21 protein-coding genes and 1 other annotated feature are annotated in these 21,103 nt (G+C 50.7%); of the genes, 17 read left to right on the top strand and 4 right to left on the bottom strand.

The window, feature by feature from the left end; translation table 11 throughout:
- Positions 1-173 precede the first annotated feature (173 nt).
- Entirely contained in the window at positions 174-1,316 is a 1,143-nt protein-coding gene (locus DK872_RS01035; RefSeq protein WP_007374643.1) for a glycosyltransferase family 9 protein, read from the bottom strand.
- Between the two features lie 534 nt (positions 1,317-1,850).
- Here DK872_RS01035 and thrS point away from each other — a divergent pair.
- From thrS to selO, 14 genes are all read left to right on the top strand, one after another.
- Positions 1,851-3,779 (top strand): threonine--tRNA ligase, encoded by a 1,929-nt coding sequence (gene thrS / locus DK872_RS01030; protein WP_072440574.1) that lies wholly within the window; start codon positions 1,851-1,853, stop codon positions 3,777-3,779.
- A 3-nt stretch (positions 3,780-3,782) separates the two neighbouring features.
- On the top strand, positions 3,783-4,325 hold the full coding sequence (infC, locus tag DK872_RS01025; RefSeq protein ID WP_071532057.1) for a translation initiation factor IF-3: 543 nt from the start codon (positions 3,783-3,785) through the stop codon (positions 4,323-4,325).
- Positions 4,326-4,417: 92 nt separating this feature from the next.
- Entirely contained in the window at positions 4,418-4,615 is a 198-nt protein-coding gene (gene rpmI, locus DK872_RS01020; RefSeq protein ID WP_001124225.1) for a 50S ribosomal protein L35, read from the top strand.
- Between the two features lie 49 nt (positions 4,616-4,664).
- Positions 4,665-5,021: a 50S ribosomal protein L20 gene (rplT, locus tag DK872_RS01015; protein WP_007374646.1), complete on the top strand. Its 357-nt coding sequence runs from the start codon at positions 4,665-4,667 to the stop codon at positions 5,019-5,021.
- A gap of 119 nt (positions 5,022-5,140) precedes the next feature.
- Positions 5,141-5,264: a sequence feature (Phe leader region), on the top strand.
- Positions 5,146-5,190 carry a pheST operon leader peptide PheM gene (pheM, locus tag DK872_RS01010; protein ID WP_001386830.1) on the top strand — a complete coding sequence of 15 codons (45 nt, stop codon included), beginning with the start codon at positions 5,146-5,148 and terminating at the stop codon, positions 5,188-5,190. (Overlaps the previous feature by 45 nt.)
- A 40-nt stretch (positions 5,265-5,304) precedes the next feature.
- Complete coding sequence (gene pheS / locus DK872_RS01005; protein ID WP_161517910.1) at positions 5,305-6,288, top strand: phenylalanine--tRNA ligase subunit alpha; 984 nt, start codon at positions 5,305-5,307, stop codon at positions 6,286-6,288.
- Positions 6,289-6,302: 14 nt separating this feature from the next.
- A complete protein-coding gene (gene pheT, locus DK872_RS01000; protein ID WP_161517909.1) occupies positions 6,303-8,690 on the top strand; it encodes a phenylalanine--tRNA ligase subunit beta in 2,388 nt (795 codons plus the stop codon).
- Positions 8,691-8,694: 4 nt separating this feature from the next.
- Positions 8,695-8,994 carry an integration host factor subunit alpha gene (ihfA, locus tag DK872_RS00995; RefSeq protein ID WP_006820203.1) on the top strand — a complete coding sequence of 100 codons (300 nt, stop codon included), beginning with the start codon at positions 8,695-8,697 and terminating at the stop codon, positions 8,992-8,994.
- Positions 8,995-9,093: 99 nt separating this feature from the next.
- Complete coding sequence (gene btuC, locus DK872_RS00990) at positions 9,094-10,080, top strand: vitamin B12 ABC transporter permease BtuC (protein WP_035886105.1); 987 nt, start codon at positions 9,094-9,096, stop codon at positions 10,078-10,080.
- A 28-nt stretch (positions 10,081-10,108) separates the two neighbouring features.
- Positions 10,109-10,660 (top strand): glutathione peroxidase, encoded by a 552-nt coding sequence (locus DK872_RS00985; RefSeq protein ID WP_035886103.1) that lies wholly within the window; start codon positions 10,109-10,111, stop codon positions 10,658-10,660.
- Positions 10,660-11,409 (top strand): vitamin B12 ABC transporter ATP-binding protein BtuD, encoded by a 750-nt coding sequence (btuD, locus tag DK872_RS00980; RefSeq protein ID WP_161517908.1) that lies wholly within the window; start codon positions 10,660-10,662, stop codon positions 11,407-11,409. The genes DK872_RS00985 and btuD overlap by 1 nt, the downstream gene beginning before the upstream one ends.
- Before the next feature lie 78 nt (positions 11,410-11,487).
- Positions 11,488-11,952: a C40 family peptidase gene (locus DK872_RS00975; RefSeq protein WP_007374652.1), complete on the top strand. Its 465-nt coding sequence runs from the start codon at positions 11,488-11,490 to the stop codon at positions 11,950-11,952.
- A gap of 247 nt (positions 11,953-12,199) precedes the next feature.
- Positions 12,200-12,913, top strand: a complete 714-nt coding sequence (locus DK872_RS00970) for an EAL domain-containing protein (protein ID WP_007374653.1) — start codon at positions 12,200-12,202, stop codon at positions 12,911-12,913.
- A 61-nt stretch (positions 12,914-12,974) separates the two neighbouring features.
- Entirely contained in the window at positions 12,975-14,417 is a 1,443-nt protein-coding gene (selO, locus tag DK872_RS00965) for a protein adenylyltransferase SelO (RefSeq protein WP_161517907.1), read from the top strand.
- Between the two features lie 6 nt (positions 14,418-14,423).
- Here selO and hemP read toward each other — a convergent pair whose 3' ends face one another.
- Both hemP and aroH read right to left on the bottom strand, forming a co-directional pair.
- Positions 14,424-14,615 (bottom strand): hemin uptake protein HemP, encoded by a 192-nt coding sequence (hemP, locus tag DK872_RS00960; protein ID WP_007374655.1) that lies wholly within the window; start codon positions 14,613-14,615, stop codon positions 14,424-14,426.
- Positions 14,616-14,761: 146 nt separating this feature from the next.
- Entirely contained in the window at positions 14,762-15,808 is a 1,047-nt protein-coding gene (aroH, locus tag DK872_RS00955) for a 3-deoxy-7-phosphoheptulonate synthase AroH (RefSeq protein ID WP_007374656.1), read from the bottom strand.
- 609 nt (positions 15,809-16,417) lie between these two features.
- On the opposite strand from aroH, the gene DK872_RS00950 reads away from it, so the two are divergent.
- A complete protein-coding gene (locus tag DK872_RS00950) occupies positions 16,418-16,645 on the top strand; it encodes a hypothetical protein (RefSeq protein WP_007374657.1) in 228 nt (75 codons plus the stop codon).
- Between the two features lie 306 nt (positions 16,646-16,951).
- Entirely contained in the window at positions 16,952-17,260 is a 309-nt protein-coding gene (locus tag DK872_RS27280) for a hypothetical protein (protein ID WP_007374658.1), read from the top strand.
- Between the two features lie 162 nt (positions 17,261-17,422).
- Here DK872_RS27280 and DK872_RS00945 read toward each other — a convergent pair whose 3' ends face one another.
- On the bottom strand, positions 17,423-18,256 hold the full coding sequence (locus DK872_RS00945; protein WP_035886099.1) for a pyruvate, water dikinase regulatory protein: 834 nt from the start codon (positions 18,254-18,256) through the stop codon (positions 17,423-17,425).
- A 330-nt stretch (positions 18,257-18,586) separates the two neighbouring features.
- Between DK872_RS00945 and ppsA the strand changes: the two genes are divergently transcribed.
- Positions 18,587-20,965, top strand: a complete 2,379-nt coding sequence (gene ppsA, locus DK872_RS00940) for a phosphoenolpyruvate synthase (RefSeq protein ID WP_071920679.1) — start codon at positions 18,587-18,589, stop codon at positions 20,963-20,965.
- Positions 20,966-21,103 lie beyond the last annotated feature (138 nt).

Genomic DNA, 21,103 nt, shown 5'->3' with positions numbered 1-21,103 from the left:
GGAGTGAATAAAAAGCACTCACTTGCTGTTATATCCCGGAAATTCCATTTTGTACGTTTTTTTCTGCGGCAGGCCGAAAACGTGGTGGGAGGTTGCCGCTGATGTGAAGGTATCGGGAGCTAACTTACTGAATTGCCAGTTGCTGTGAACTGACAACTCACGTAGGAAATGCGTTATCTCAATCGGGCGGGATCAATTTCCGCCATGATTAAACTGGCGATATCCTGCTTTTGATGCACCTTTCCACATTTGATGATGATCTGCCTTGCGTTTTCGTATCCCGGCGCCCAAAGCTGATTGTTGAGCCGTACATCTTTGTAGATAGCAATGAGCGGTTTCTGCCAGGCTGCCGCCATATGCACGATCGAAGTATCGGGCGAGATAATCAGATCGGCTTGCGCAATAAGAGCCATTGCATGATGCAGGGTTTTAAAGGGATTTATGACGACTTTGTCGGGGAGTGGCAGGTGGATCTCTTTACGGTGATCGAGCAAAATAATATTTACCGCAGGATACGCGATCTGCAACTGTTCAATAATTACTGCAAGCTGAGTCTGGGATAAGCAGCGATCCTCATTACCGGCAAAGATATTAATGATAATCTTACGGCCTTCGATGGCTGCCAGAAATTGTTGTGTCTCAGCATAAATATCCTGTGGGATATGCAGGTCATAAGTTTCCAGTTGTTTTTTATCTAACTGCATGCAGTCAGCGATGCAGGAAAAGGTTTTGCTGACATGCAAGTTTGCGCAATCAAAATCAAAGGATTTTGTATAATGGTTAATAGAGGGCCATTTGTTAAATCCTAATACTGCTTTGGCATTTATTTGCCTTAATAACAACAACCGATGTACCGGAATATCAAAAAGGGAGGGGTCGATAACAATATCGTATTTATTACTGGCTAACTCAGTAATCACAGAACGGGGGACATTATGGGTGAATTTTTTGAGGTAGCTGGCAGAAGTGACATCCTCTGCCTCGTAAATATGGCGAATGCGGGGATTATAGCGCATTACCTGGCTGTTTGATTTTGTCAGCAGAAAATCAACGATATATCCTGACTCGTGCAGACATTTAACCAGTGCGGAATCGACGACGACATCGCCGATTGCTCCTTCGTTGCGCATCAACAGAACTTTTCTCGCTGAGATTAAATTCAGTTCGCTTCGGGCAGGACTGTCCCATAGCATTTTTGCAATATAAATGCGTAACAGCATACGTATTTTTTTTATAAGATAATTACGCCGTCTGTTGAGTGCTCTTAGTTTTTTAAATTTGCCGACAGGCATTTCTATTGCTGTGTGTTGCATCATGATTACTCTTTTCCTTATTCACAATAAACACTCCCGTCATTTGTTCTAATGAGATCACAGGACGGTAAAAATGATTCAGTCAGGTTTGTTAGTTATTCCAGTAAAACGATGAATATTTTTTCGCTTGATTTCATCATGTGAAATTGAGGATATGATGGATGAAATGTGAATTCGTTATATTTTTTGCGGTAGCGCATATAAAACGGCTGAGTGGTATAATTATCCGTATTATGGGAACGTCATTGACGGCGAATTTATTGTTGTTATCGCGCCATGATGACGTGACTGGCATGATCCCTGCGATGTACGCCAGGAATATGATTCTGTTCACGCTTTTATGTCGCCGCGATGCCGTGTACTATTGTGGGGCGTTATCAACAGGTGGGGATGGGCACAGCCAGGTTTTCGTACATTCTGGTGTGCACAGTTTGCAGAGTGAAGCAAATAAACATTCTTAACGTGCTGATATAAATACATTATTTAATTTTGTATGTGCTCTTTCGTGTGGGGCACCACTGCAAATAAGGAAATGAAATGCCTGTAATTACTCTTCCTGATGGCAGCCAACGCCATTACGACCACGCCGTAAGCCCTATGGATGTTGCGCTGGATATCGGTCCGGGACTGGCGAAAGCCTGTATCGCTGGGCGCGTTAATGGCGAACTGGTTGATGCTTCCGATGTAATCAACAGTGATGCCAACCTCGCCATCATCACCGCTAAAGATGACGATGGTCTGGAAATTATCCGTCACTCCTGTGCGCACCTGTTAGGCCATGCGATCAAGCAATTGTGGCCGAATACCAAAATGGCGATTGGCCCGGTTATTGATAACGGCTTCTATTATGACGTTGATCTTGACCACACCCTGACCCAGGAAGACATCGACGCGCTTGAAAAGCGTATGCATGAGCTCGCCGAAACCAACTACGACGTCATCAAGAAAAAAGTGAGCTGGCAGGAAGCGCGCGAGACCTTTGTCAAACGCGGCGAAAACTATAAAGTCTCCATCCTTGATGAAAGCATTGCGCATGATGACAAGCCGGGCTTGTATCATCACCAGGAATACATCGACATGTGCCGTGGTCCGCACGTGCCGAACATGCGTTTCTGTCATCACTTCAAACTGATGAAAACAGCAGGGGCTTACTGGCGCGGCGACAGCAACAACAAGATGTTGCAGCGTATCTACGGCACCGCGTGGGCAGATAAAAAAGCGCTGAATGCCTATCTGCAACGCCTGGAAGAAGCGGCAAAACGCGATCACCGTAAAATCGGTAAGCAACTCGACCTGTATCATATGCAGGAAGAGGCTCCGGGTATGGTTTTCTGGCATAACGATGGCTGGACTATCTTCCGTGAACTGGAAACATTTGTTCGCTCTAAGCTGAAAGAGTACCAGTATCAGGAAGTGAAAGGCCCGTTCATGATGGACCGTGTGCTGTGGGAAAAAACCGGCCACTGGGACAACTACAAAGATGCGATGTTTACGACGTCTTCCGAGAACCGTGAATACTGCATCAAGCCGATGAACTGCCCGGGTCACGTACAGATTTTCAACCAGGGCTTAAAATCCTACCGCGATCTGCCGCTGCGTATGGCTGAGTTCGGTAGCTGCCATCGCAATGAGCCGTCAGGCGCGCTGCATGGTTTGATGCGTGTACGTGGCTTCACTCAGGATGACGCCCATATCTTCTGTACGGAAGAGCAGGTGCGCGATGAAGTGAACGCATGTATTCGTTTAGTCTACGATATGTACAGCACCTTCGGTTTTGAGAAAATCGTCGTCAAACTCTCTACTCGCCCGGAAAAACGTATCGGTAGCGATGAGATGTGGGATCGTGCTGAGGCGGATTTGGCAGTTGCGCTGGAAGAGAACAATATCCCGTTTGAATTCCAACTGGGTGAAGGCGCATTCTACGGTCCGAAAATTGAATTTACCTTATATGACTGCCTCGATCGTGCATGGCAGTGCGGTACAGTACAGCTTGATTTCTCCCTGCCGGCTCGTCTGAACGCCTCTTATGTAGGCGAAAGCAACGAACGTCAGGTTCCGGTGATGATTCACCGCGCGATTCTTGGTTCTCTGGAGCGCTTTATCGGCATCCTGACTGAAGAGTTCGCTGGCTTCTTCCCGACCTGGCTGGCGCCGGTGCAGGTAGTGGTCATGAATATCACCGATTCACAGTCTGAATACGTTAACGAATTGACGCGTAAACTGCAAAATGCGGGCATTCGTGTAAAAGCGGACTTGAGAAACGAGAAGATAGGCTTTAAAATCCGCGAGCACACTTTACGTCGCGTCCCTTATATGCTGGTTTGCGGTGACAAAGAGGTTGAGGCCGGCAAAGTTGCCGTGCGTACCCGCCGTGGTAAAGACCTGGGGAGCCTGGACGTAAATGATGTTATCGAGCAGCTGCAGCAAGAGATTCGCAGCCGCAGTCTTCAACAATTGGAGGAATAAAGTATTAAAGGCGGAAAACGAGTTCAAACGGCGCGTCCCAATCGTATCAATGGCGAAATTCGCGCCCTGGAAGTTCGCTTAACAGGTCTGGAAGGCGAGCAGCTTGGTATTGTGAGTCTGAGAGAAGCTCTGGAAAAAGCTGAAGAAGCCGGGGTTGATTTAGTTGAAATTAGCCCTAACGCCGAGCCGCCCGTTTGCCGTATAATGGATTACGGCAAGTTCCTCTATGAAAAGAGCAAATCTTCTAAGGAACAGAAGAAGAAGCAAAAAGTTATTCAGGTTAAGGAAATTAAATTCCGACCTGGTACAGATGAAGGCGACTATCAGGTAAAACTCCGCAGCCTGATTCGCTTTCTCGAAGAGGGCGATAAGGCCAAGATCACACTGCGTTTCCGTGGTCGTGAAATGGCCCACCAACAGATCGGTATGGAAGTGCTTAATCGCGTGAAAGACGATCTGAATGAGCTGGCAGTTGTCGAATCCTTCCCAACGAAGATCGAAGGCCGCCAGATGATTATGGTGCTTGCTCCGAAGAAGAAACAGTAAGGCCATCAAGTAATTAAACCTATGGGCCACAGGCTCACGGGTTTAGTTCGCCTTTGTTTCGTTTATTAACAATGCGAAGTGGAAGTTAAAAAATGCCAAAAATTAAGACCGTACGCGGTGCTGCTAAGCGCTTCAAAAAAACCGGTAAAGGTGGTTTTAAGCACAAGCACGCTAATCTGCGTCATATTCTGACCAAAAAAGCTACTAAGCGTAAACGTCACCTGCGCCCGAAAGCCATGGTTTCCAAAGGCGATCTGGGTCTGGTAATCGCGTGCCTGCCGTACGCATAAGTCGTTAACCTTTTAACTTTTTTAAGAATATAGATACAGGAGAGAGCATATGGCTCGCGTAAAACGTGGTGTGATTGCACGTGCACGTCATAAGAAAATTTTGAAACAAGCTAAAGGTTACTACGGCGCGCGTTCACGCGTTTACCGTGTTGCCTTCCAGGCTGTTATCAAAGCTGGTCAGTACGCTTATCGTGACCGTCGTCAGAAAAAGCGTCAGTTCCGTCAACTGTGGATTGCACGTATCAACGCAGCAGCACGTCAGAACGGTATCTCTTACAGCAAATTCATCAATGGCCTGAAAAAAGCCTCTGTTGAAATCGACCGTAAGATCCTGGCTGACATCGCCGTATTCGACAAAGTGGCATTCTCTGCACTGGTTGAAAAAGCGAAAGCAGCTCTGGCATAAGCCAGTTTAAGAGAGGGAGCTTGGCTCCCTCTTTTGCTTTAACATTATCAATACATTGACATTTTGCAGTGATGTGTTTTCAATAGCCCATCGCCGCCACTTACCCTGTTAAGGTAACGCAAGCATGAATGCTGCTATTTTCCGCTTCTTTTTTTACTTTAGCACCTGAATCCGGGAGGCTAGCGCGTGAAAGAAGAAACGGAAAACAGCGCCAGAAAGCCTCCCTGTGGAGGCTTTTTTTGTATCTGCCGTTTGTAAATATCGTCATATAACGAGGAAAACCATGTCACATCTCGCAGAGCTGGTTGCCAGTGCGAAGGCAGCCATTAACGATGCTTCAGATGTCGCCGCTCTGGACAACGTCCGCGTCGAATACCTGGGCAAAAAAGGGCACCTGACCCTTCAGATGACCACCCTGCGTGAGCTGCCGCCAGAAGAGCGCCCGGCTGCCGGGGCAGTGATCAATGAAGCAAAAGAGCAGGTTCAGCAAGCGCTGAATGCCCGTAAATCGGATCTGGAAAATGCTGCGCTGAATGCGCGTCTGGCTGCCGAAACCATCGATGTCTCCCTGCCGGGTCGTCGCGTGGAGAATGGGGGATTGCACCCGGTAACCCGTACGATCGATCGTATCGAGAGTTTCTTCGGGGAGCTCGGCTTTACCGTCGCCACCGGCCCGGAAATTGAAGACGATTATCATAACTTTGACGCGCTGAATATTCCGGGTCATCACCCGGCACGTGCGGATCACGATACTTTCTGGTTTGACGCGACTCGTTTGCTGCGTACCCAGACCTCTGGTGTGCAGATTCGTACCATGGAAAATCAGCAGCCGCCAATCCGTATCATCGCCCCCGGACGCGTTTACCGTAACGACTACGACCAAACGCATACCCCAATGTTCCATCAGATGGAAGGGCTGATCGTGGATAAAAACATCAGCTTTACTAACCTGAAAGGCACACTGCATGACTTCCTGCGTAACTTCTTTGAAGAAGATCTGCAGATTCGTTTCCGCCCGTCTTACTTCCCGTTCACTGAGCCGTCTGCAGAAGTCGATGTAATGGGTAAAAACGGCAAATGGCTGGAAGTGCTGGGCTGCGGCATGGTGCATCCAAACGTACTGCGTAATGTTGGAATCGATCCGGAAGTTTACTCCGGCTTCGCATTTGGCATGGGGATGGAGCGTCTGACCATGCTGCGTTATGGCGTTACCGATTTGCGCGCATTCTTCGAAAGCGATCTGCGTTTCCTCAAACAGTTTAAATAAAGGCAGGCAAAACAATGAAATTCAGTGAACTGTGGTTACGCGAATGGGTCAATCCAGCCATTGACAGTGAAGCGCTGTCAGGGCAAATCACCATGGCTGGCCTGGAAGTGGACGGCGTGGAGCCGGTTGCCGGGGCGTTTCATGGTGTTGTGGTTGGCGAAGTGATGGAGTGCGCCCAGCACCCGAACGCTGACAAACTGCGCGTGACGAAAGTAAATGTTGGCGGCGATCGCCTGCTGGACATCGTCTGTGGCGCGCCGAACTGCCGTCTGGGCCTGAAAGTCGCCGTAGCGACAGTGGGTGCGGTACTGCCTGGTGACTTCAAAATCAAGGCGGCAAAACTCCGCGGCGAACCGTCAGAAGGCATGCTGTGCTCCTTCTCCGAGCTCGGTATTTCTGACGATCACAACGGCATTATCGAACTGCCGGCAGATGCGCCGATCGGCACCGATATCCGTGAATACCTGAAGCTTGATGATAATACCATTGAGATCAGCGTCACGCCGAACCGTGCGGATTGCTTAGGGATCATTGGTGTTGCGCGCGATGTGGCGGTACTGAACCAGTCTCCGCTGACGGCGCCGGAAATTTCGCCGGTCGTCGCGACAATTACCGACACGCTGCCGATCGCAGTGGAAGCCGCCGATGCCTGCCCGCGCTACCTCGGACGAGTAGTGAAGGGCATCAATGTTAAAGCGCCAACTCCGCTGTGGATGAAAGAGAAGCTGCGTCGCTGCGGTATTCGTTCAATCGATGCTGTTGTGGACGTAACCAACTATGTTCTGCTGGAACTGGGTCAGCCGATGCACGCGTTTGACCGCGATCGCCTGGAGGGCGGCATCGTGGTGCGCATGGCAAAAGAGGGCGAAACCCTGGTGCTGCTGGACGGCAGCGAAGCGAAACTGAACGCGGACACGCTGGTTATTGCTGACCATAACAAAGCGCTGGCGATGGGCGGTATCTTTGGCGGCGAACACTCTGGCGTGAACAGCGAAACCCAGAACGTACTGCTGGAATGCGCTTTCTTCAATCCGCTTTCTATTACTGGTCGTGCACGCCGTCATGGTCTGCACACTGATGCTTCACATCGTTATGAGCGCGGTGTCGACCCACAATTGCAGTACAAAGCCATGGAGCGCGCAACTCGCCTGTTGCTGGATATCTGCGGCGGCGAAGCGGGTCCGATCATTGATGTCACGAATGAAGCTAAGCTGCCGAAACGTGCGACCATTCGTCTGCGCCGCAGCAAGCTGGATCGCCTGATTGGTCATCATATTGCCGATGAGCAGGTCAGCGATATCCTGAAGCGCCTTGGTTGCGAAGTCACTGAAGGCCAGGACGAATGGCTGGCCGTTGCGCCGAGCTGGCGTTTCGATATGGAAATCGAAGAAGATCTGGTGGAAGAAGTGGCGCGTATTTACGGCTACAACAACATTCCGGATGCGCCGGTTCAGGCCGGTCTGGTCATGGGCGAACACCGTGAAGCGGATCTGTCGCTGAAGCGTGTGAAAACCATGCTCAACGACAAAGGCTACCAGGAAGTGATCACCTACAGTTTCGTTGATCCGAAATTGCAGCAATTGATCCACCCGGGCGAAGAAGCGTTGATCCTGCCAAGCCCGATCTCCAGCGAAATGTCGGCAATGCGTCTGTCACTGTGGACTGGTTTGTTGGGCACTATCGTTTATAACCAGAACCGCCAGCAGAGCCGCGTGCGTATTTTTGAAACGGGTCTGCGCTTTGTCCCTGATACCCAGGCAAATCTTGGTATTCGTCAGGATGTCATGCTGGCGGGCGCCATTTGCGGCAACCGTTATGAAGAACATTGGGATCTGGCAAAAGGCAGCGTGGATTTCTTCGACCTGAAAGGCGATCTGGAATCTATTCTGGAGCTGACTGGCAAATTATCCGCCATTGAATTTCGCTCAGAAACGAATCCGGCGCTCCATCCGGGACAATCTGCGGCGATTTATCTGAAAGATAAACGTATTGGTTTTATTGGTGTTGTGCACCCTGAACTGGAACGTAAGCTCGATCTGAACGGCCGCACTTTGGTGTTTGAACTGGAGTGGAATGCGCTTGCAGACCGCGTGGTTCCTCAGGCTCAGGAGATTTCACGCTTCCCGTCGAACCGTCGTGATATCGCTGTTGTTGTGGCTGAAAATGTGCCCGCAGCAGATGTTTTGGCCGAGTGTAAGAAAGTTGGCGTAAATCAGGTAGTTGGCGTAAACTTATTTGACGTGTACCGCGGTAAGGGTGTAGCGGAGGGGTATAAGAGCCTTGCCATTAGCCTGATCCTTCAGGATACCAGCCGTACACTCGAAGAAGAGGAGATTGCCGCTACCGTTGCCAGATGTGTAGAGGCATTAAAAGAGCGATTCCAGGCATCATTGAGGGATTGAACCTATGGCGCTTACAAAAGCTGAAATGTCAGAATATCTGTTTGATAAGCTCGGGCTTAGCAAGCGGGACGCAAAAGAGCTGGTAGAGCTGTTTTTCGAAGAGATCCGTCGTGCTCTGGAAAACGGTGAGCAGGTAAAACTCTCCGGCTTTGGCAATTTCGATTTGCGCGACAAAAATCAACGTCCGGGGCGTAACCCGAAAACGGGCGAAGATATTCCCATTACAGCCCGGCGCGTGGTGACCTTCAGACCCGGCCAGAAGTTGAAGAGCCGTGTTGAAAACGCTTCGCCCAAAGCTGAATGATATGAACTAACTAAAAAGGCCGCACTGCGGCCTTTTTTCTTTTCAGCGCCCGGCATCAATCATAAAATCAGCCACCTGACTGACGGTAAAACGGTTAACATGCTGGCATACGCTCATCTTCAACAGCAACGAAATCGCCGCTGGCTTGGCGGATTATTGCTGCTTTTATTATTCTCTGTGTTTATTAGCCTCTGTGCGGGCGAGCAATGGATCGCGCCAGGCGGCTGGTTTACTCCTGATGGTCAGCTCTTTGTCTGGCAAATTCGTCTTCCCCGTACGCTGGCGGTAGTGCTGGTGGGTGCCGCGCTGGCGCTCTGCGGCGCAGTGATGCAGGCGCTTTTTGAAAATCCGCTCGCGGAGCCGGGATTGTTGGGGGTCTCCAGTGGCGCGGGCGTCGGGTTGATTGCCGCTGTACTGCTGGGCGGCGGTATGTTGCCAGGCTGGGCGCTGGGTGTGTGCGCCATCGCCGGAGCGCTGATCGTGACGCTTATTCTGCTACGCTTCGCCCGGCGTCATCTCACCACCAGCCGTCTGCTGCTTGCTGGCGTAGCGCTTGGCATTATTTGTACAGCGTTAATGACGTGGGCGGTTTACTTTTCTACCTCATTCGATTTACGCCAGCTTATGTACTGGATGATGGGCGGTTTTGGCGGGGTCGACTGGCAACAAAGCTGGCTGATGGTGGCGTTGCTACCAGCGATGATCTGGGTCTGTTTTCAATCAAAACCGCTGAACGTTCTGGCGCTGGGTGAGATATCCGCCCGGCAGTTGGGGCTGCCGCTATGGCTGTGGCGAAATTTGCTGGTGGTGGCAACGGGCTGGATGGTAGGCGTCAGCGTTGCGCTGGCGGGAGCTATTGGCTTTATTGGTCTGGTGATCCCGCATATTTTACGTCTCTGCGGGCTGACCGATCACCGGGTGCTGCTTCCTGGTTGCGCGCTGGCGGGGGCGGTGGCGCTGTTGTTCGCTGATATTGTTGCACGGCTGACGCTCAGTGCCGCTGAGTTGCCCATCGGCGTCGTCACGGCGACGCTGGGTGCGCCGGTGTTTATCTGGTTATTATTAAAGGTCGGGCGTGAAGCCTGAAATCCATAACATCAACAAAGGGTACGCTATGCAACAGGATATTCTGAATACCGAAGTCACGACCATTGATGGTGAGCAGACCACGCTGGAAACTTATCGCGGTAATGTATTACTCATCGTCAATGTGGCATCTAAATGCGGCCTGACGCCGCAGTATGAGCAACTGGAAAACCTGCAAAAAACGCTCGCCGGTGAGGGCTTCACGGTGCTGGGATTCCCCTGCAACCAGTTCCTTGGCCAGGAGCCGGGTTCGGAAGAGGAGATCAAAACTTTTTGCAGCACGACTTACGGCGTGACGTTCCCGATGTTCAGCAAAATTGAAGTGAATGGTGACGCGCGTCATCCGCTGTATAAAAAATTGATCGCTGCCGCGCCGTCTGCTGTTGCGCCGGAAGGCAGCGGTTTCTATGCGCGTATGGAGAGTAAAGGCCGTGCGCCGAAAGAGCCGGGTGATATTTTGTGGAATTTCGAAAAATTCCTCATTGGCCGCGATGGTACGGTGATTCAGCGTTTCTCACCGGATATGACCCCGGAAGATCCGGCTTTGCAACAGGCCGTTAAACAGGCTTTGACGAAATAATGTCAGCGCTGTTGCAACTGCAAAATGTGGGAGAATCGGACAGGCTGGGGCCGATTACGGCATCGGTTGAGCGGGCGGCGATTCTGCATCTGGTCGGACCAAATGGTGCCGGGAAAAGCACGCTACTTTCCCGGCTTGCTGGTCTATCTGGCGGGCAGGGCGAGGTGTTGTTGAACAACCGTCCGCTGGAACAATGGCCCGCCCTGGCGCTGGCGCAGCATCGCGCTTACCTTGCCCAGCAGCAGACGCCGCCTTTTGCTATGCCAGTCTGGCACTATTTGCTGTTGCATCAGCGCGACACAGCGCAAACCCACAGTCTGGGGAAAATTGCCGCTAAGCTTGGGCTGGGTGACAAGCTTAGCCGTAGAGTCAATCAACTTTCTGGCGGTGAATGGCAGCGGGTGAGGCTGGCCGCAGTGATTTTACAGATCCACCCGGAGGTGAATCCCTCCGGGCAGTTGCTGTTGCTGGATGAGCCAATGAATAGCCTTGATGTAGCGCAACAGACTGCGCTGGACAAGCTTATAGCGGAGCTGGTGAGCGGTGGCGTGACCGTAGTGATGAGTAGCCACGACCTCAACCATACGTTGCGCCATGCACAGCAGGTGTGGTTGCTGAGCGCCGGGCGGCTACTGGGTAGCGGCAAACAAGAAGAGGTGCTGACGCCTGCTCATCTGGCGGAAGCTTACGGTATGGCTTTTCGTCGTTTCGACGTAGACGGGCATCGTGTGCTGATCCCGGCGACGTGACGAAAAGGTGACTTGCCACGCAACTGATTCACACGGTAGATTATTCCGATAAAAATAAAGTACGAGGCGAGATCCAGAATGCGTATCTGGTTTCTTCTGGCGGCGGCACTGTTCCTTGCAGGATGTAGTTCTCATCGCGCTCCGCCACCTAACCCAAGATTGTCGGATTCGATCACGGTGATCGCGGGTCTGAACGATCAACTGAGCGAGTGGCGAGGTACACCGTATCGCTACGGCGGTATGACGCGTTCAGGCGTCGATTGTTCCGGGTTTGTGATGATGACTTTCCGCGACAAATTTGCGCTTCAACTACCGCGCGAAACACGTCAGCAGGCTGAGATCGGCACGAAAATCGACAAAGATGATCTATTGCCTGGCGATCTGGTGTTCTTCAAAACCGGTTCCGGCGAAAGCGGGCTGCATGTTGGAATTTATGATACTGACAATGAATTTATTCATGCGTCTACCAGCCGCGGCGTGATGCGTTCTTCATTGGATAACGTCTATTGGCGGAAAAATTTCTGGCAGGCGCGGCGCATTTAAGCGCTGCGCAGTCGTGGCAAAAATTTGTTAAACCAGGATGTTTCCACTAATTATCTTTTAGAATATTAATTATCATAAGTGGACATTGAATCTGGCGAAAAGACTATTAGTGAGCAACCTAATAAAGGAGAAGCCAAATATAAAATGGGATAAAAATGGAGTTAACCTCACTAAAATCATTAAGCCTGGAATTCATCTACTTGTGTTTAGCCATTCCGGATATCACCCTTAACGCGGGACTGGCACAATGATCATTTTGCTTGATGATACATATCACCCGGAGCTTTTATTACAGCCAGCGAGAAAAAGTAACGGAATGCTTCAGGGGCTGGAAGTTATCGTTAACTTTGTGGGGAAAGACAGTAATGTCCGCGCCCCGGCAGAGCTGGTTTCCCCGCGCCTGCAGGCTGATGAAATGCTGCAACTTTTTAAGGAGCAACTGGCGCTAATAGAGGCCTGTCAGCTCTTTTTATTACAACATCAATTAATTGCCTGGATTAATATTTCCCCGGCTATTGTTGAAGCCTTACTTACCGACGAGACGCTGGCTGCCAGCGTGGCTAAATTCCCTTTTCTGGAATTTACTATAAATGAGAATTTCCTCAATTTAAATAAAGGAAAAGAGGATCCTTCTCTGTCTCTATTGGCGAAACAATATCCGCTGGTACTGGCTAATTTTGGTGTCGGAACGGCATCGACTAAAGCCATTTTTGACGGGTTATTTAAACGTGTCGCATTAGATAAAAATTTTGTTCAGCAACGATTAGCATCTCCTTCGTTTGAACCTTTTATGCGGGCGATCGTTTCGCAGATAAGTCCCTATTGTCAGTCAATGATGATTGCGGGCATTGATGACGAATCTGCCCTGAAGCGGGCGGAACCTTTTCACTTCAGCGCAATGCAAGGGGCACTATGGCCACCAGTCAACGCTGCGCAGATCACATCGCTGATCCACTCATAGCCCTGCTTTTCGCCGGTGTTTAAACCTGGTGGTTGGCACTACACTAAAGGCAGGAGGAACCATGACCCTGTCTTTTACTACCCGCTGGCGTGATGAACTGCCAGAATTTTACACTGCATTATCTCCGACACCGCTGCACAATGCCCGTCTGATCTGGCACAACGCGCCACTGGCGCAGGAGCTGGGCGTGGAGGATGCGCTTTTTCATCCCGAATCGGGTGCCGGTGTCTGGGGCGGCGAAGCATTGCTGCCAGGCATGTCGCCGCTGGCGCAAGTCTACAGTGGACATCAGTTCGGTGTCTGGGCCGGGCAACTGGGCGACGGTCGCGGGATCTTACTCGGTGAACAACAACTGCCGGATGGCACTACCCGCGACTGGCATCTGAAAGGCGCGGGGCTGACGCCTTATTCGCGCATGGGCGATGGACGCGCAGTTCTGCGTTCAACCATCCGAGAAAGTCTGGCATCAGAGGCGATGCACCATCTTGGCATTCCGACGACCCGCGCGCTGAGCATCGTTACCAGCGATACGCCGGTCATGCGTGAAAGCCGCGAGCAGGGCGCTATGCTGATGCGCATCGCTGAAAGCCATCTGCGTTTCGGCCATTTCGAGCATTTTTATTATCGGCGCGAACCGCAAAAAGTACGCCAACTGGCCGACTTTGCCATCCGCCACCACTGGCCGCATTTGCAGAATGAATCCGATAAGTACGTGCTGTGGTTCCGCGATATCGTCCGACGCACTGCCACGCTGATTGCCCGCTGGCAAGCGGTCGGTTTTGCGCACGGTGTGATGAATACCGACAACATGTCGATCCTCGGGTTGACCATTGATTACGGCCCCTTCGGTTTCCTCGACGATTATCAGCCGTCATTTATCTGCAATCACTCGGATTACCAAGGGCGTTATAGCTTCGATAATCAACCTGCAGTGGCGTTGTGTAACCTGCAACGTCTGGCGCAGTCGCTGTCGCCGTTTATTGACATTGAGTCGCTGAACAGTGCGCTGGATGATTATCAACATCTGTTGCTGACAGAATATGGCGTGCTGATGCGCGGTAAGCTTGGTTTCCTCACGCAGCAGCAAGGCGATAACCAGCTTCTGACGGAACTGTTTGCGCTGATGGCGCGTGAGGGCAGTGATTATACGCGTACCTTCCGTCTGCTCAGCCAGACGGAGCAGCAGAGCGCCTCTTCGCCACTGCGCGATGAATTTATCGATCGTGCGGCGTTCGACCGTTGGTTTGCTCAGTACCGGATGCGTCTGCAACAGGAGCAGGTTGACGATGCGCAACGGCAACAGCTGATGTCCGGTGTGAATCCGGCGCTGGTGTTGCGCAACTGGCTGGCACAGCGGGCGATTGATGCCGCTGAGAAAGGCGACGCCAGTGAACTGGCGCAGTTACATGAAGCGCTGCGCCAGCCGTTTCGCGATCGTAACGATGATTATGTCAGCCGCCCACCGGACTGGGGAAAGCGGCTGGAGGTCAGTTGTTCGAGTTAAACCGGTTCATTTCGTCAGAATCAGCTTCCCGGCATGGGTCTGACGCAGCAGATATTGCTGTCCTTTATGCTCAATCACCACCCGGCCTTCTTCGCCCAGTAGCTGTTGACTGTTGATGCGACGATCGGTCGGGCTGATATGGGTAGGTTTTTCCTGCGAAGCGATGAGTGCGGCAGTCGTGCTATCCGTATGCGACATAACTGTTTCAAGGTTGCTTATTATCAACAATGATAATCATTATCAATAATATGCCAGCTGGTAGCAAGGGTGTTCTGTAACATTTCGCGATTTCCCCCTGGATAAAGTAGGGGAAGAGGATCCCGCCGCCTGGCGGCGGGATGCGATCAGAGGCGGGTGGCGACAGCGGCCGCCAGTTTCTCCAGCAGCAATTCACTGTCGTCCCAGCCCAGGCAAGGATCGGTAATGGATTGCCCATAAACCAGCGGCTGGCCGCTGACAATTTTCTGCGTGCCTTCCTGCAGGAAGCTTTCTACCATCACGCCAGCAATGGCGGTCGAACCGTTACGAATCTGCGAACAAACATTGTCGCAGACATCGAGTTGACGTCGATGTTGTTTCTGGCAGTTGCCGTGGCTGAAATCCACCACCAGGTATTCCGGCAGATCAAACTCGCTCAGCGTATCGCACGCATTGGCGATATCTTCGGCGTAATAGTTCGGCGTTTTACCGCCACGCATAATGATATGCCCGTAAGGATTACCGCTGGTTTGATAGATGGTCATCTGCCCGGTTTTATCCGGCGAGAGGAACATATGGCTGGCGCGGGAGGCGCGGATCGCATCGACCGCGATGCGGGTATTGCCATCGGTGCCGTTTTTAAAACCGACCGGGCAAGAGAGCGCTGACGCCATTTCACGGTGGATCTGGCTTTCCGTCGTGCGCGCGCCAATCGCCCCCCAGCTAATCAGATCGGCTATAAATTGCCCTGTTACCATGTCGAGAAATTCAGTCGCCGTTGGCACACCCAGTTCGTTGACCTGGAGCAGCAGCTTGCGCGCCAGTTCAAGACCATGATTAACGCGATAGCTACCATTCAGGTCCGGATCGGAGATCAGTCCTTTCCAGCCAACAACCGTACGCGGTTTTTCAAAATAGGTGCGCATCACGATCTCAAGCTGAGCGTGATGTTTCTCGCGCAGCGTCTGCAAGCGACGCGCGTAATCTACCGCCGCATCAAAATCGTGGATGGAACAGGGGCCAATAATCACCAGTAAACGGCGATCTTCGCCATTGAGGATTTTTTCTATTCGCCGCCGGGATGCAATAACATGTTCGGCAACATCAGGTTTAACAGGATAACGCTGCGCCAGTTCAGCCGGTGTCACCAGGCTGTCGATGCGCGCAGTGCGAAGTTCATCGGTTTTGTTCATCAAGCGTCTCAAAATTAGGTGCTTCAGCGGCAGGAATGCCGGAAGTGATGCGCACACCATAAACCAATCGCGGCTTATTTCAAGTATGGCCGCGAAGCGCATTACTTCAGTGGCAGATATCATAGCGCAGTATGAATCAGTGTACTAGCTTGTTAGTACAATAATGAGCGTAATACATTTTGAGTGAGCATATTTTGAGCACGCTTTGCTGTGATTTGTCTTCTACAGTGTGATCGCCAGTCGTGTCAGATAGTAATTATTTTCAAACTGAACACTATCTATTATTTCCGCTTTCCGGAATTATTATCGGAAATTTCTTTTTCGTACAATATATTTGATAAATGTATCCGCGCTATGCTTACTGTTATAAAATGATTGCTAAATCATGTGGCAAGAAAGAATATTAAATTTCTGTATGATTTTCATTTTAAGTGTTTTTTAGGAAAAATATCTAATTCTATTTCTGGACAATGTATTCATCGCTGGCAGATACTATTAAGCATATTTTATAAAAGAATTTGGAGTTGTCATGTGATAGCTCCAGAAAGCTGAAACCTATTTTTTTTCAGCTGAATATTTAAATATTGTTTCAAGATTAAGGGGAATTTGATGAAACAACTCAGCAATGATGAAATGCAGGCCGTATCCGGTGCAGGTTTGATCTCTCTGGCTGCGGGTATGCTCGGCGAAGGCATTGGTATTGTGATTGATGCGGCCTTTGGCGGGAAAAGTTCTTTCGCAACTGATTTAGGGCGTAACATTGGTAAGGGCATCGGCGTTGTGCTTGAAACCAGCCTGAATCTTTTCACCAGTATTATGAATATTTTCAGAAAGTAAATCATAAATCGCCACGGAAGGTGAGTTGCTGCTAATTTTACTGTGGGGACTTCCCCACAGTAAAATACAATTATTGATTTATGATTTCCTATCGGCTCATTAATATTACGAAGTGTCCATATTTTCTTATTGACCATCCGTGATGTAATACGTCCAAAAATGCGCTTATCATTATTGTTGGCGATTTTGGGTGATGCATAAACAATAAAGAGTATCATTGGTCACTGGAAATTATTTTATTGATTTCAAAATGGTATTCTTATTTGTTTTATGTATAAATGAACAATTAATATTAAGGATAATGAAATGAAAGAACTTACAACTCATGAAATGCAATATGCTTCAGGTGGAATTCTTTTCTCCGTAGCGGGTGCTATGCTGGGGGGCGGTATTGGTAAGTTGATTGATATGATGCTTCCAGGTGAAGATCATTATTCGTTTGGAGACACCGGCCTGTCGATGGGATTGTTAGGCGGCATCGCGGCTGATGCGATTGGCGTGGTGGGTACGCTCGGCGCTATTGGTGTGGTCGGTGCTGTAGGGGTTGGTGTGGCAGGTGCTGGCGTGGTTGGTGCAGGGCTGTTGTGCCTCTCTCCACTTCTGTTATTCATCTAATAGCAACCTATTAACTGCAATGATCTCGCATTGTTGATATGTGTATAAGTGACATCTCTCTTGATATGTCACTTATTTTTAAATATCCGCAAACATCGCTTTTCGTCGTTATGCCGCCTGTTCTCCGGGCAATCCGCAGCCAGAAAACTGGTGCAGCCACGCTTAGTACATGCGGCGGTTCAGTCCCATGATGTCGAGCATTTTGGTCGCAATCTCTTCAACTGAGTAGTTGGTACTGTTAAGACAGGGAATCTGATTTTTGCGATAAAGCGCTTCCACTTCCGCTACTTCCATGCGGCACTGTCGCAAAGAAGCGTACCGGCTGTTCTCCCGCCGCTCTTCACGAATTGCTGCAAGGCGTTCAGGGTTAATGGTCAGACCAAATAATTTATGCTGCAACGGTTTTAACGCAGCCGGAAGTACAAGGTTATCCATATCATCGGCAATAAAGGGATAATTCGCTGCGCGAATACCGAATTGCATCGCAAGATAGAGGCTGGTTGGGGTTTTTCCACAGCGCGATACCCCCAGTAAAATGACCTGAGCCTGATCGAGGTTGCGCAACGAAATACCGTCATCATGTGCCAGTGTGTAATCAATTGCGGCAATACGCGCATCATATTTGGTTAAATTACCCGGATTAAGCCCATGTGTGCGATGCGCAATCGGGGTGGGATCGAGCTTTAATTCCTGCTGTAATGGGGCAACCAGCGCCTGAACAATGTCCTGACAAAATCCTTCGCTTTGCAAAATAATAGAGCGAATTTCGGGGATCACAATGGAATAAAAAACCAATGGACGGTTGCCCGTTTGCTGATAGATAGCATCAATCTGATCTTTGACGGCGCGGGCGCGGCTCTCGTTTTCCACGAAAGGCAGGGTAATGCTGCTGACGGCGACCGGAAATTGCGACATCACCGCATGGCCCAATACTTCAGCGGTGATAGCGGTTCCATCAGAAATATAAAACACGTGGCGATCAACAGAACTGTCCATTTAACCCATCCTGACTTTCATACGTAATTCTCTGAAAGCATAAATTAAAATCTTCATTGTGCGTATCTCCTTTTTCTCATTTTTAAAATGAAATGGTGTTTTTATTTTTTATGAACTACAGGGTTCACTTTTTTTGATGGCGTATGAAAAATAAGGATATTCTAAAAAGAGATATTCTCGCCGCGTGATTAATTGATGGGAATCTGTCCGAAAAACCATAATCTGGAATTGCTTACACGATTCACCGTTTTTTCCGGCGAATTAATTATGCCAGGATTAATACGCAGTCTGAGATTTTACCCATTCATATATCACAAAAGGATTGTTTCGATGTCCAACAATGGCTCGTCTCCGCTGGTGCTTTGGTATGACCAACTCGGCATGAATGATGTAGACAGAGTTGGGGGCAAAAATGCCTCCCTTGGTGAAATGATTACTAACCTGTCAGGTGTGGGAGTTTCCGTGCCGAATGGGTTCGCGACCACCGCCGATGCGTTTAACCAGTTCCTTGAACAGAGCGGCTTAAATCAACGTATTTATGCGCTGCTGGATAACACGGATATTGACGATGTCTCTGAGCTGGCGAAAGCTGGCGCACAGATCCGCCAGTGGATTGTCGATACGCCTTTCCCGCCGGAGCTGGAGAAAGCGGTTCATGATGCGTATGCAAAACTGTCGGAGGATGACGCGCAGGCCTCGTTTGCCGTACGCTCCTCGGCGACGGCGGAGGATATGCCGGACGCTTCTTTCGCCGGTCAACAAGAAACATTCCTCAATGTTCAGGGTTATGACGCCGTGCTGGTGGCTGTTAAACACGTGTTTGCTTCGCTGTTTAACGACCGCGCTATCTCTTACCGCGTGCATCAGGGTTATGACCACCGCGGCGTGGCGCTCTCTGCGGGCGTGCAGCGTATGGTGCGCTCGGACATCGGCGCTTCCGGCGTGATGTTCTCTATTGACACCGAATCCGGCTTCGACCAGGTGGTATTTATCACCTCTGCGTGGGGGCTGGGCGAGATGGTGGTGCAGGGCGCGGTCAACCCCGATGAGTTCTACGTGCATAAACCGACGCTGGCGGCTGGCCGTCCGGCGATTGTGCGCCGCACGATGGGCTCGAAAAAGATCCGCATGATTTATGCGCCCACGCAGGAACACGGTAAACAGGTACAGATTGAAGATGTGCCGCAGGCCGATCGCGATCGCTTCTCGCTGAGCGATGCCGATGTGCAGGCGCTGGCCAAACAGGCGGTACAAATCGAAAAACACTATGGTCGTCCGATGGATATTGAATGGGCGAAAGACGGCCATACCGGCAAGTTGTTTATCGTGCAGGCGCGTCCGGAAACGGTGCGCTCCCGTGGACAGGTGATGGAACGCTATACGCTGCATGCGCAAGGGCGAATCATCTCTGAAGGCCGCGCTATCGGTCATCGCATCGGCGCAGGTACGGTTAAAGTGATCCACGACATCAGCGAAATGAACCTGATTGAAGCGGGCGATGTGCTGGTCACCGATATGACCGACCCGGACTGGGAACCGATCATGAAGAAGGCGGCTGCGATTGTCACCAACCGTGGTGGTCGAACCTGCCATGCGGCGATTATCGCCCGTGAACTGGGGATCCCGGCGGTGGTAGGTTGCGGTGATGCGACCGAACGTATCAAAACCGGTGAAAAAGTAACTGTCTCCTGTGCCGAAGGCGACACGGGTTATGTGTATGCCGATCTGCTCGATTTCAGCGTGAAAAGCTCCAGCGTCGATACCATGCCGGATCTGCCGCTGAAGATCATGATGAACGTCGGTAACCCGGATCGCGCCTTTGATTTCGCCTGTTTGCCGAATGAAGGCGTCGGGCTGGCGCGCCTGGAATTTATCATTAACCGCATGATTGGCGTTCACCCGCGCGCGCTGCTGGAGTTTGATGATCAGGAAGCGAAGCTGCAAAACGAAATTCGCGAGATGATGAAAGGTTTTGACTCGCCGGTTGAGTTTTACGTCGGTCGTCTGACGGAAGGGATTGCCACGCTGGGCGCGGCGTTCTGGCCGAAGCGCGTGATTGTGCGTTTGTCGGATTTTAAATCGAACGAATACGCCAATCTGGTCGGCGGCGAGCGTTATGAACCGGAAGAAGAGAACCCGATGCTCGGTTTCCGTGGGGCGGGTCGTTATGTAGCCGACAGCTTCCGCGACTGCTTTGCGCTCGAATGCGAAGCGGTAAAACGCGTGCGCAACGAGATGGGGCTGACAAACGTTGAGATCATGATCCCGTTCGTTCGTACCGTGGAGCAGGCGAAAGCCGTGGTTGATGAACTGGCGCGCCAGGGACTGAAACGCGGTGAGAACGGGCTGAAGATCATTATGATGTGCGAAATTCCGTCCAACGCACTGCTGGCGGAGCAGTTCCTTGAGCACTTTGATGGTTTCTCGATTGGTTCCAACGATATGACGCAGCTTACGCTGGGCCTCGATCGCGACTCCGGCGTCGTTTCCGAACTGTTCGATGAACGCAATGAGGCGGTGAAAGCCCTGCTGTCGATGGCGATTCGCGCGGCGAAAAAACATGGCAAATACGTCGGTATCTGTGGCCAGGGGCCTTCGGATCACGAAGATTTCGCCGCATGGTTGATGGATGAAGGCATCGACAGTTTGTCGCTGAATCCGGACACCGTGGTGCAGACATGGCTCTCGCTTGCCGAACTGAAAAAATAACGCACTGAAGGAAATCCCCGGCACAATGTCGGGGTTTATTATATATTTATCATTGCCTTATGTTCGAATGGGGTGCTTGTGGGGTGCCGGGCTGTGGTAAAATATAAAGGAATAGCATCAAACAATACGAAAAAGCCG

The sequence above is a fragment of the Kosakonia sp. MH5 genome (genome assembly GCF_009935945.1).
In the GTDB taxonomy this organism is placed as follows: domain Bacteria; phylum Pseudomonadota; class Gammaproteobacteria; order Enterobacterales; family Enterobacteriaceae; genus Kosakonia; species Kosakonia radicincitans.
This window is presented reverse-complemented; position numbering and strand designations above follow the sequence as displayed.

Coding starts and splice junctions, on each gene's coding strand:
- DK872_RS01035 (WP_007374643.1), bottom strand. CDS start 1,316: ATGATGCAACACACAGCAATAGAAATGCCTGTCGGCAAATTTAAAAAA.
- thrS (WP_072440574.1), top strand. CDS start 1,851: ATGCCTGTAATTACTCTTCCTGATGGCAGCCAACGCCATTACGACCAC.
- rpmI (WP_001124225.1), top strand. CDS start 4,418: ATGCCAAAAATTAAGACCGTACGCGGTGCTGCTAAGCGCTTCAAAAAA.
- rplT (WP_007374646.1), top strand. CDS start 4,665: ATGGCTCGCGTAAAACGTGGTGTGATTGCACGTGCACGTCATAAGAAA.
- pheS (WP_161517910.1), top strand. CDS start 5,305: ATGTCACATCTCGCAGAGCTGGTTGCCAGTGCGAAGGCAGCCATTAAC.
- pheT (WP_161517909.1), top strand. CDS start 6,303: ATGAAATTCAGTGAACTGTGGTTACGCGAATGGGTCAATCCAGCCATT.
- ihfA (WP_006820203.1), top strand. CDS start 8,695: ATGGCGCTTACAAAAGCTGAAATGTCAGAATATCTGTTTGATAAGCTC.
- btuC (WP_035886105.1), top strand. CDS start 9,094: ATGCTGGCATACGCTCATCTTCAACAGCAACGAAATCGCCGCTGGCTT.
- DK872_RS00985 (WP_035886103.1), top strand. CDS start 10,109: ATGCAACAGGATATTCTGAATACCGAAGTCACGACCATTGATGGTGAG.
- btuD (WP_161517908.1), top strand. CDS start 10,660: ATGTCAGCGCTGTTGCAACTGCAAAATGTGGGAGAATCGGACAGGCTG.
- DK872_RS00975 (WP_007374652.1), top strand. CDS start 11,488: ATGCGTATCTGGTTTCTTCTGGCGGCGGCACTGTTCCTTGCAGGATGT.
- DK872_RS00970 (WP_007374653.1), top strand. CDS start 12,200: ATGATCATTTTGCTTGATGATACATATCACCCGGAGCTTTTATTACAG.
- selO (WP_161517907.1), top strand. CDS start 12,975: ATGACCCTGTCTTTTACTACCCGCTGGCGTGATGAACTGCCAGAATTT.
- hemP (WP_007374655.1), bottom strand. CDS start 14,615: ATGTCGCATACGGATAGCACGACTGCCGCACTCATCGCTTCGCAGGAA.
- aroH (WP_007374656.1), bottom strand. CDS start 15,808: ATGAACAAAACCGATGAACTTCGCACTGCGCGCATCGACAGCCTGGTG.
- DK872_RS00950 (WP_007374657.1), top strand. CDS start 16,418: ATGAAACAACTCAGCAATGATGAAATGCAGGCCGTATCCGGTGCAGGT.
- DK872_RS27280 (WP_007374658.1), top strand. CDS start 16,952: ATGAAAGAACTTACAACTCATGAAATGCAATATGCTTCAGGTGGAATT.
- DK872_RS00945 (WP_035886099.1), bottom strand. CDS start 18,256: ATGGACAGTTCTGTTGATCGCCACGTGTTTTATATTTCTGATGGAACC.
- ppsA (WP_071920679.1), top strand. CDS start 18,587: ATGTCCAACAATGGCTCGTCTCCGCTGGTGCTTTGGTATGACCAACTC.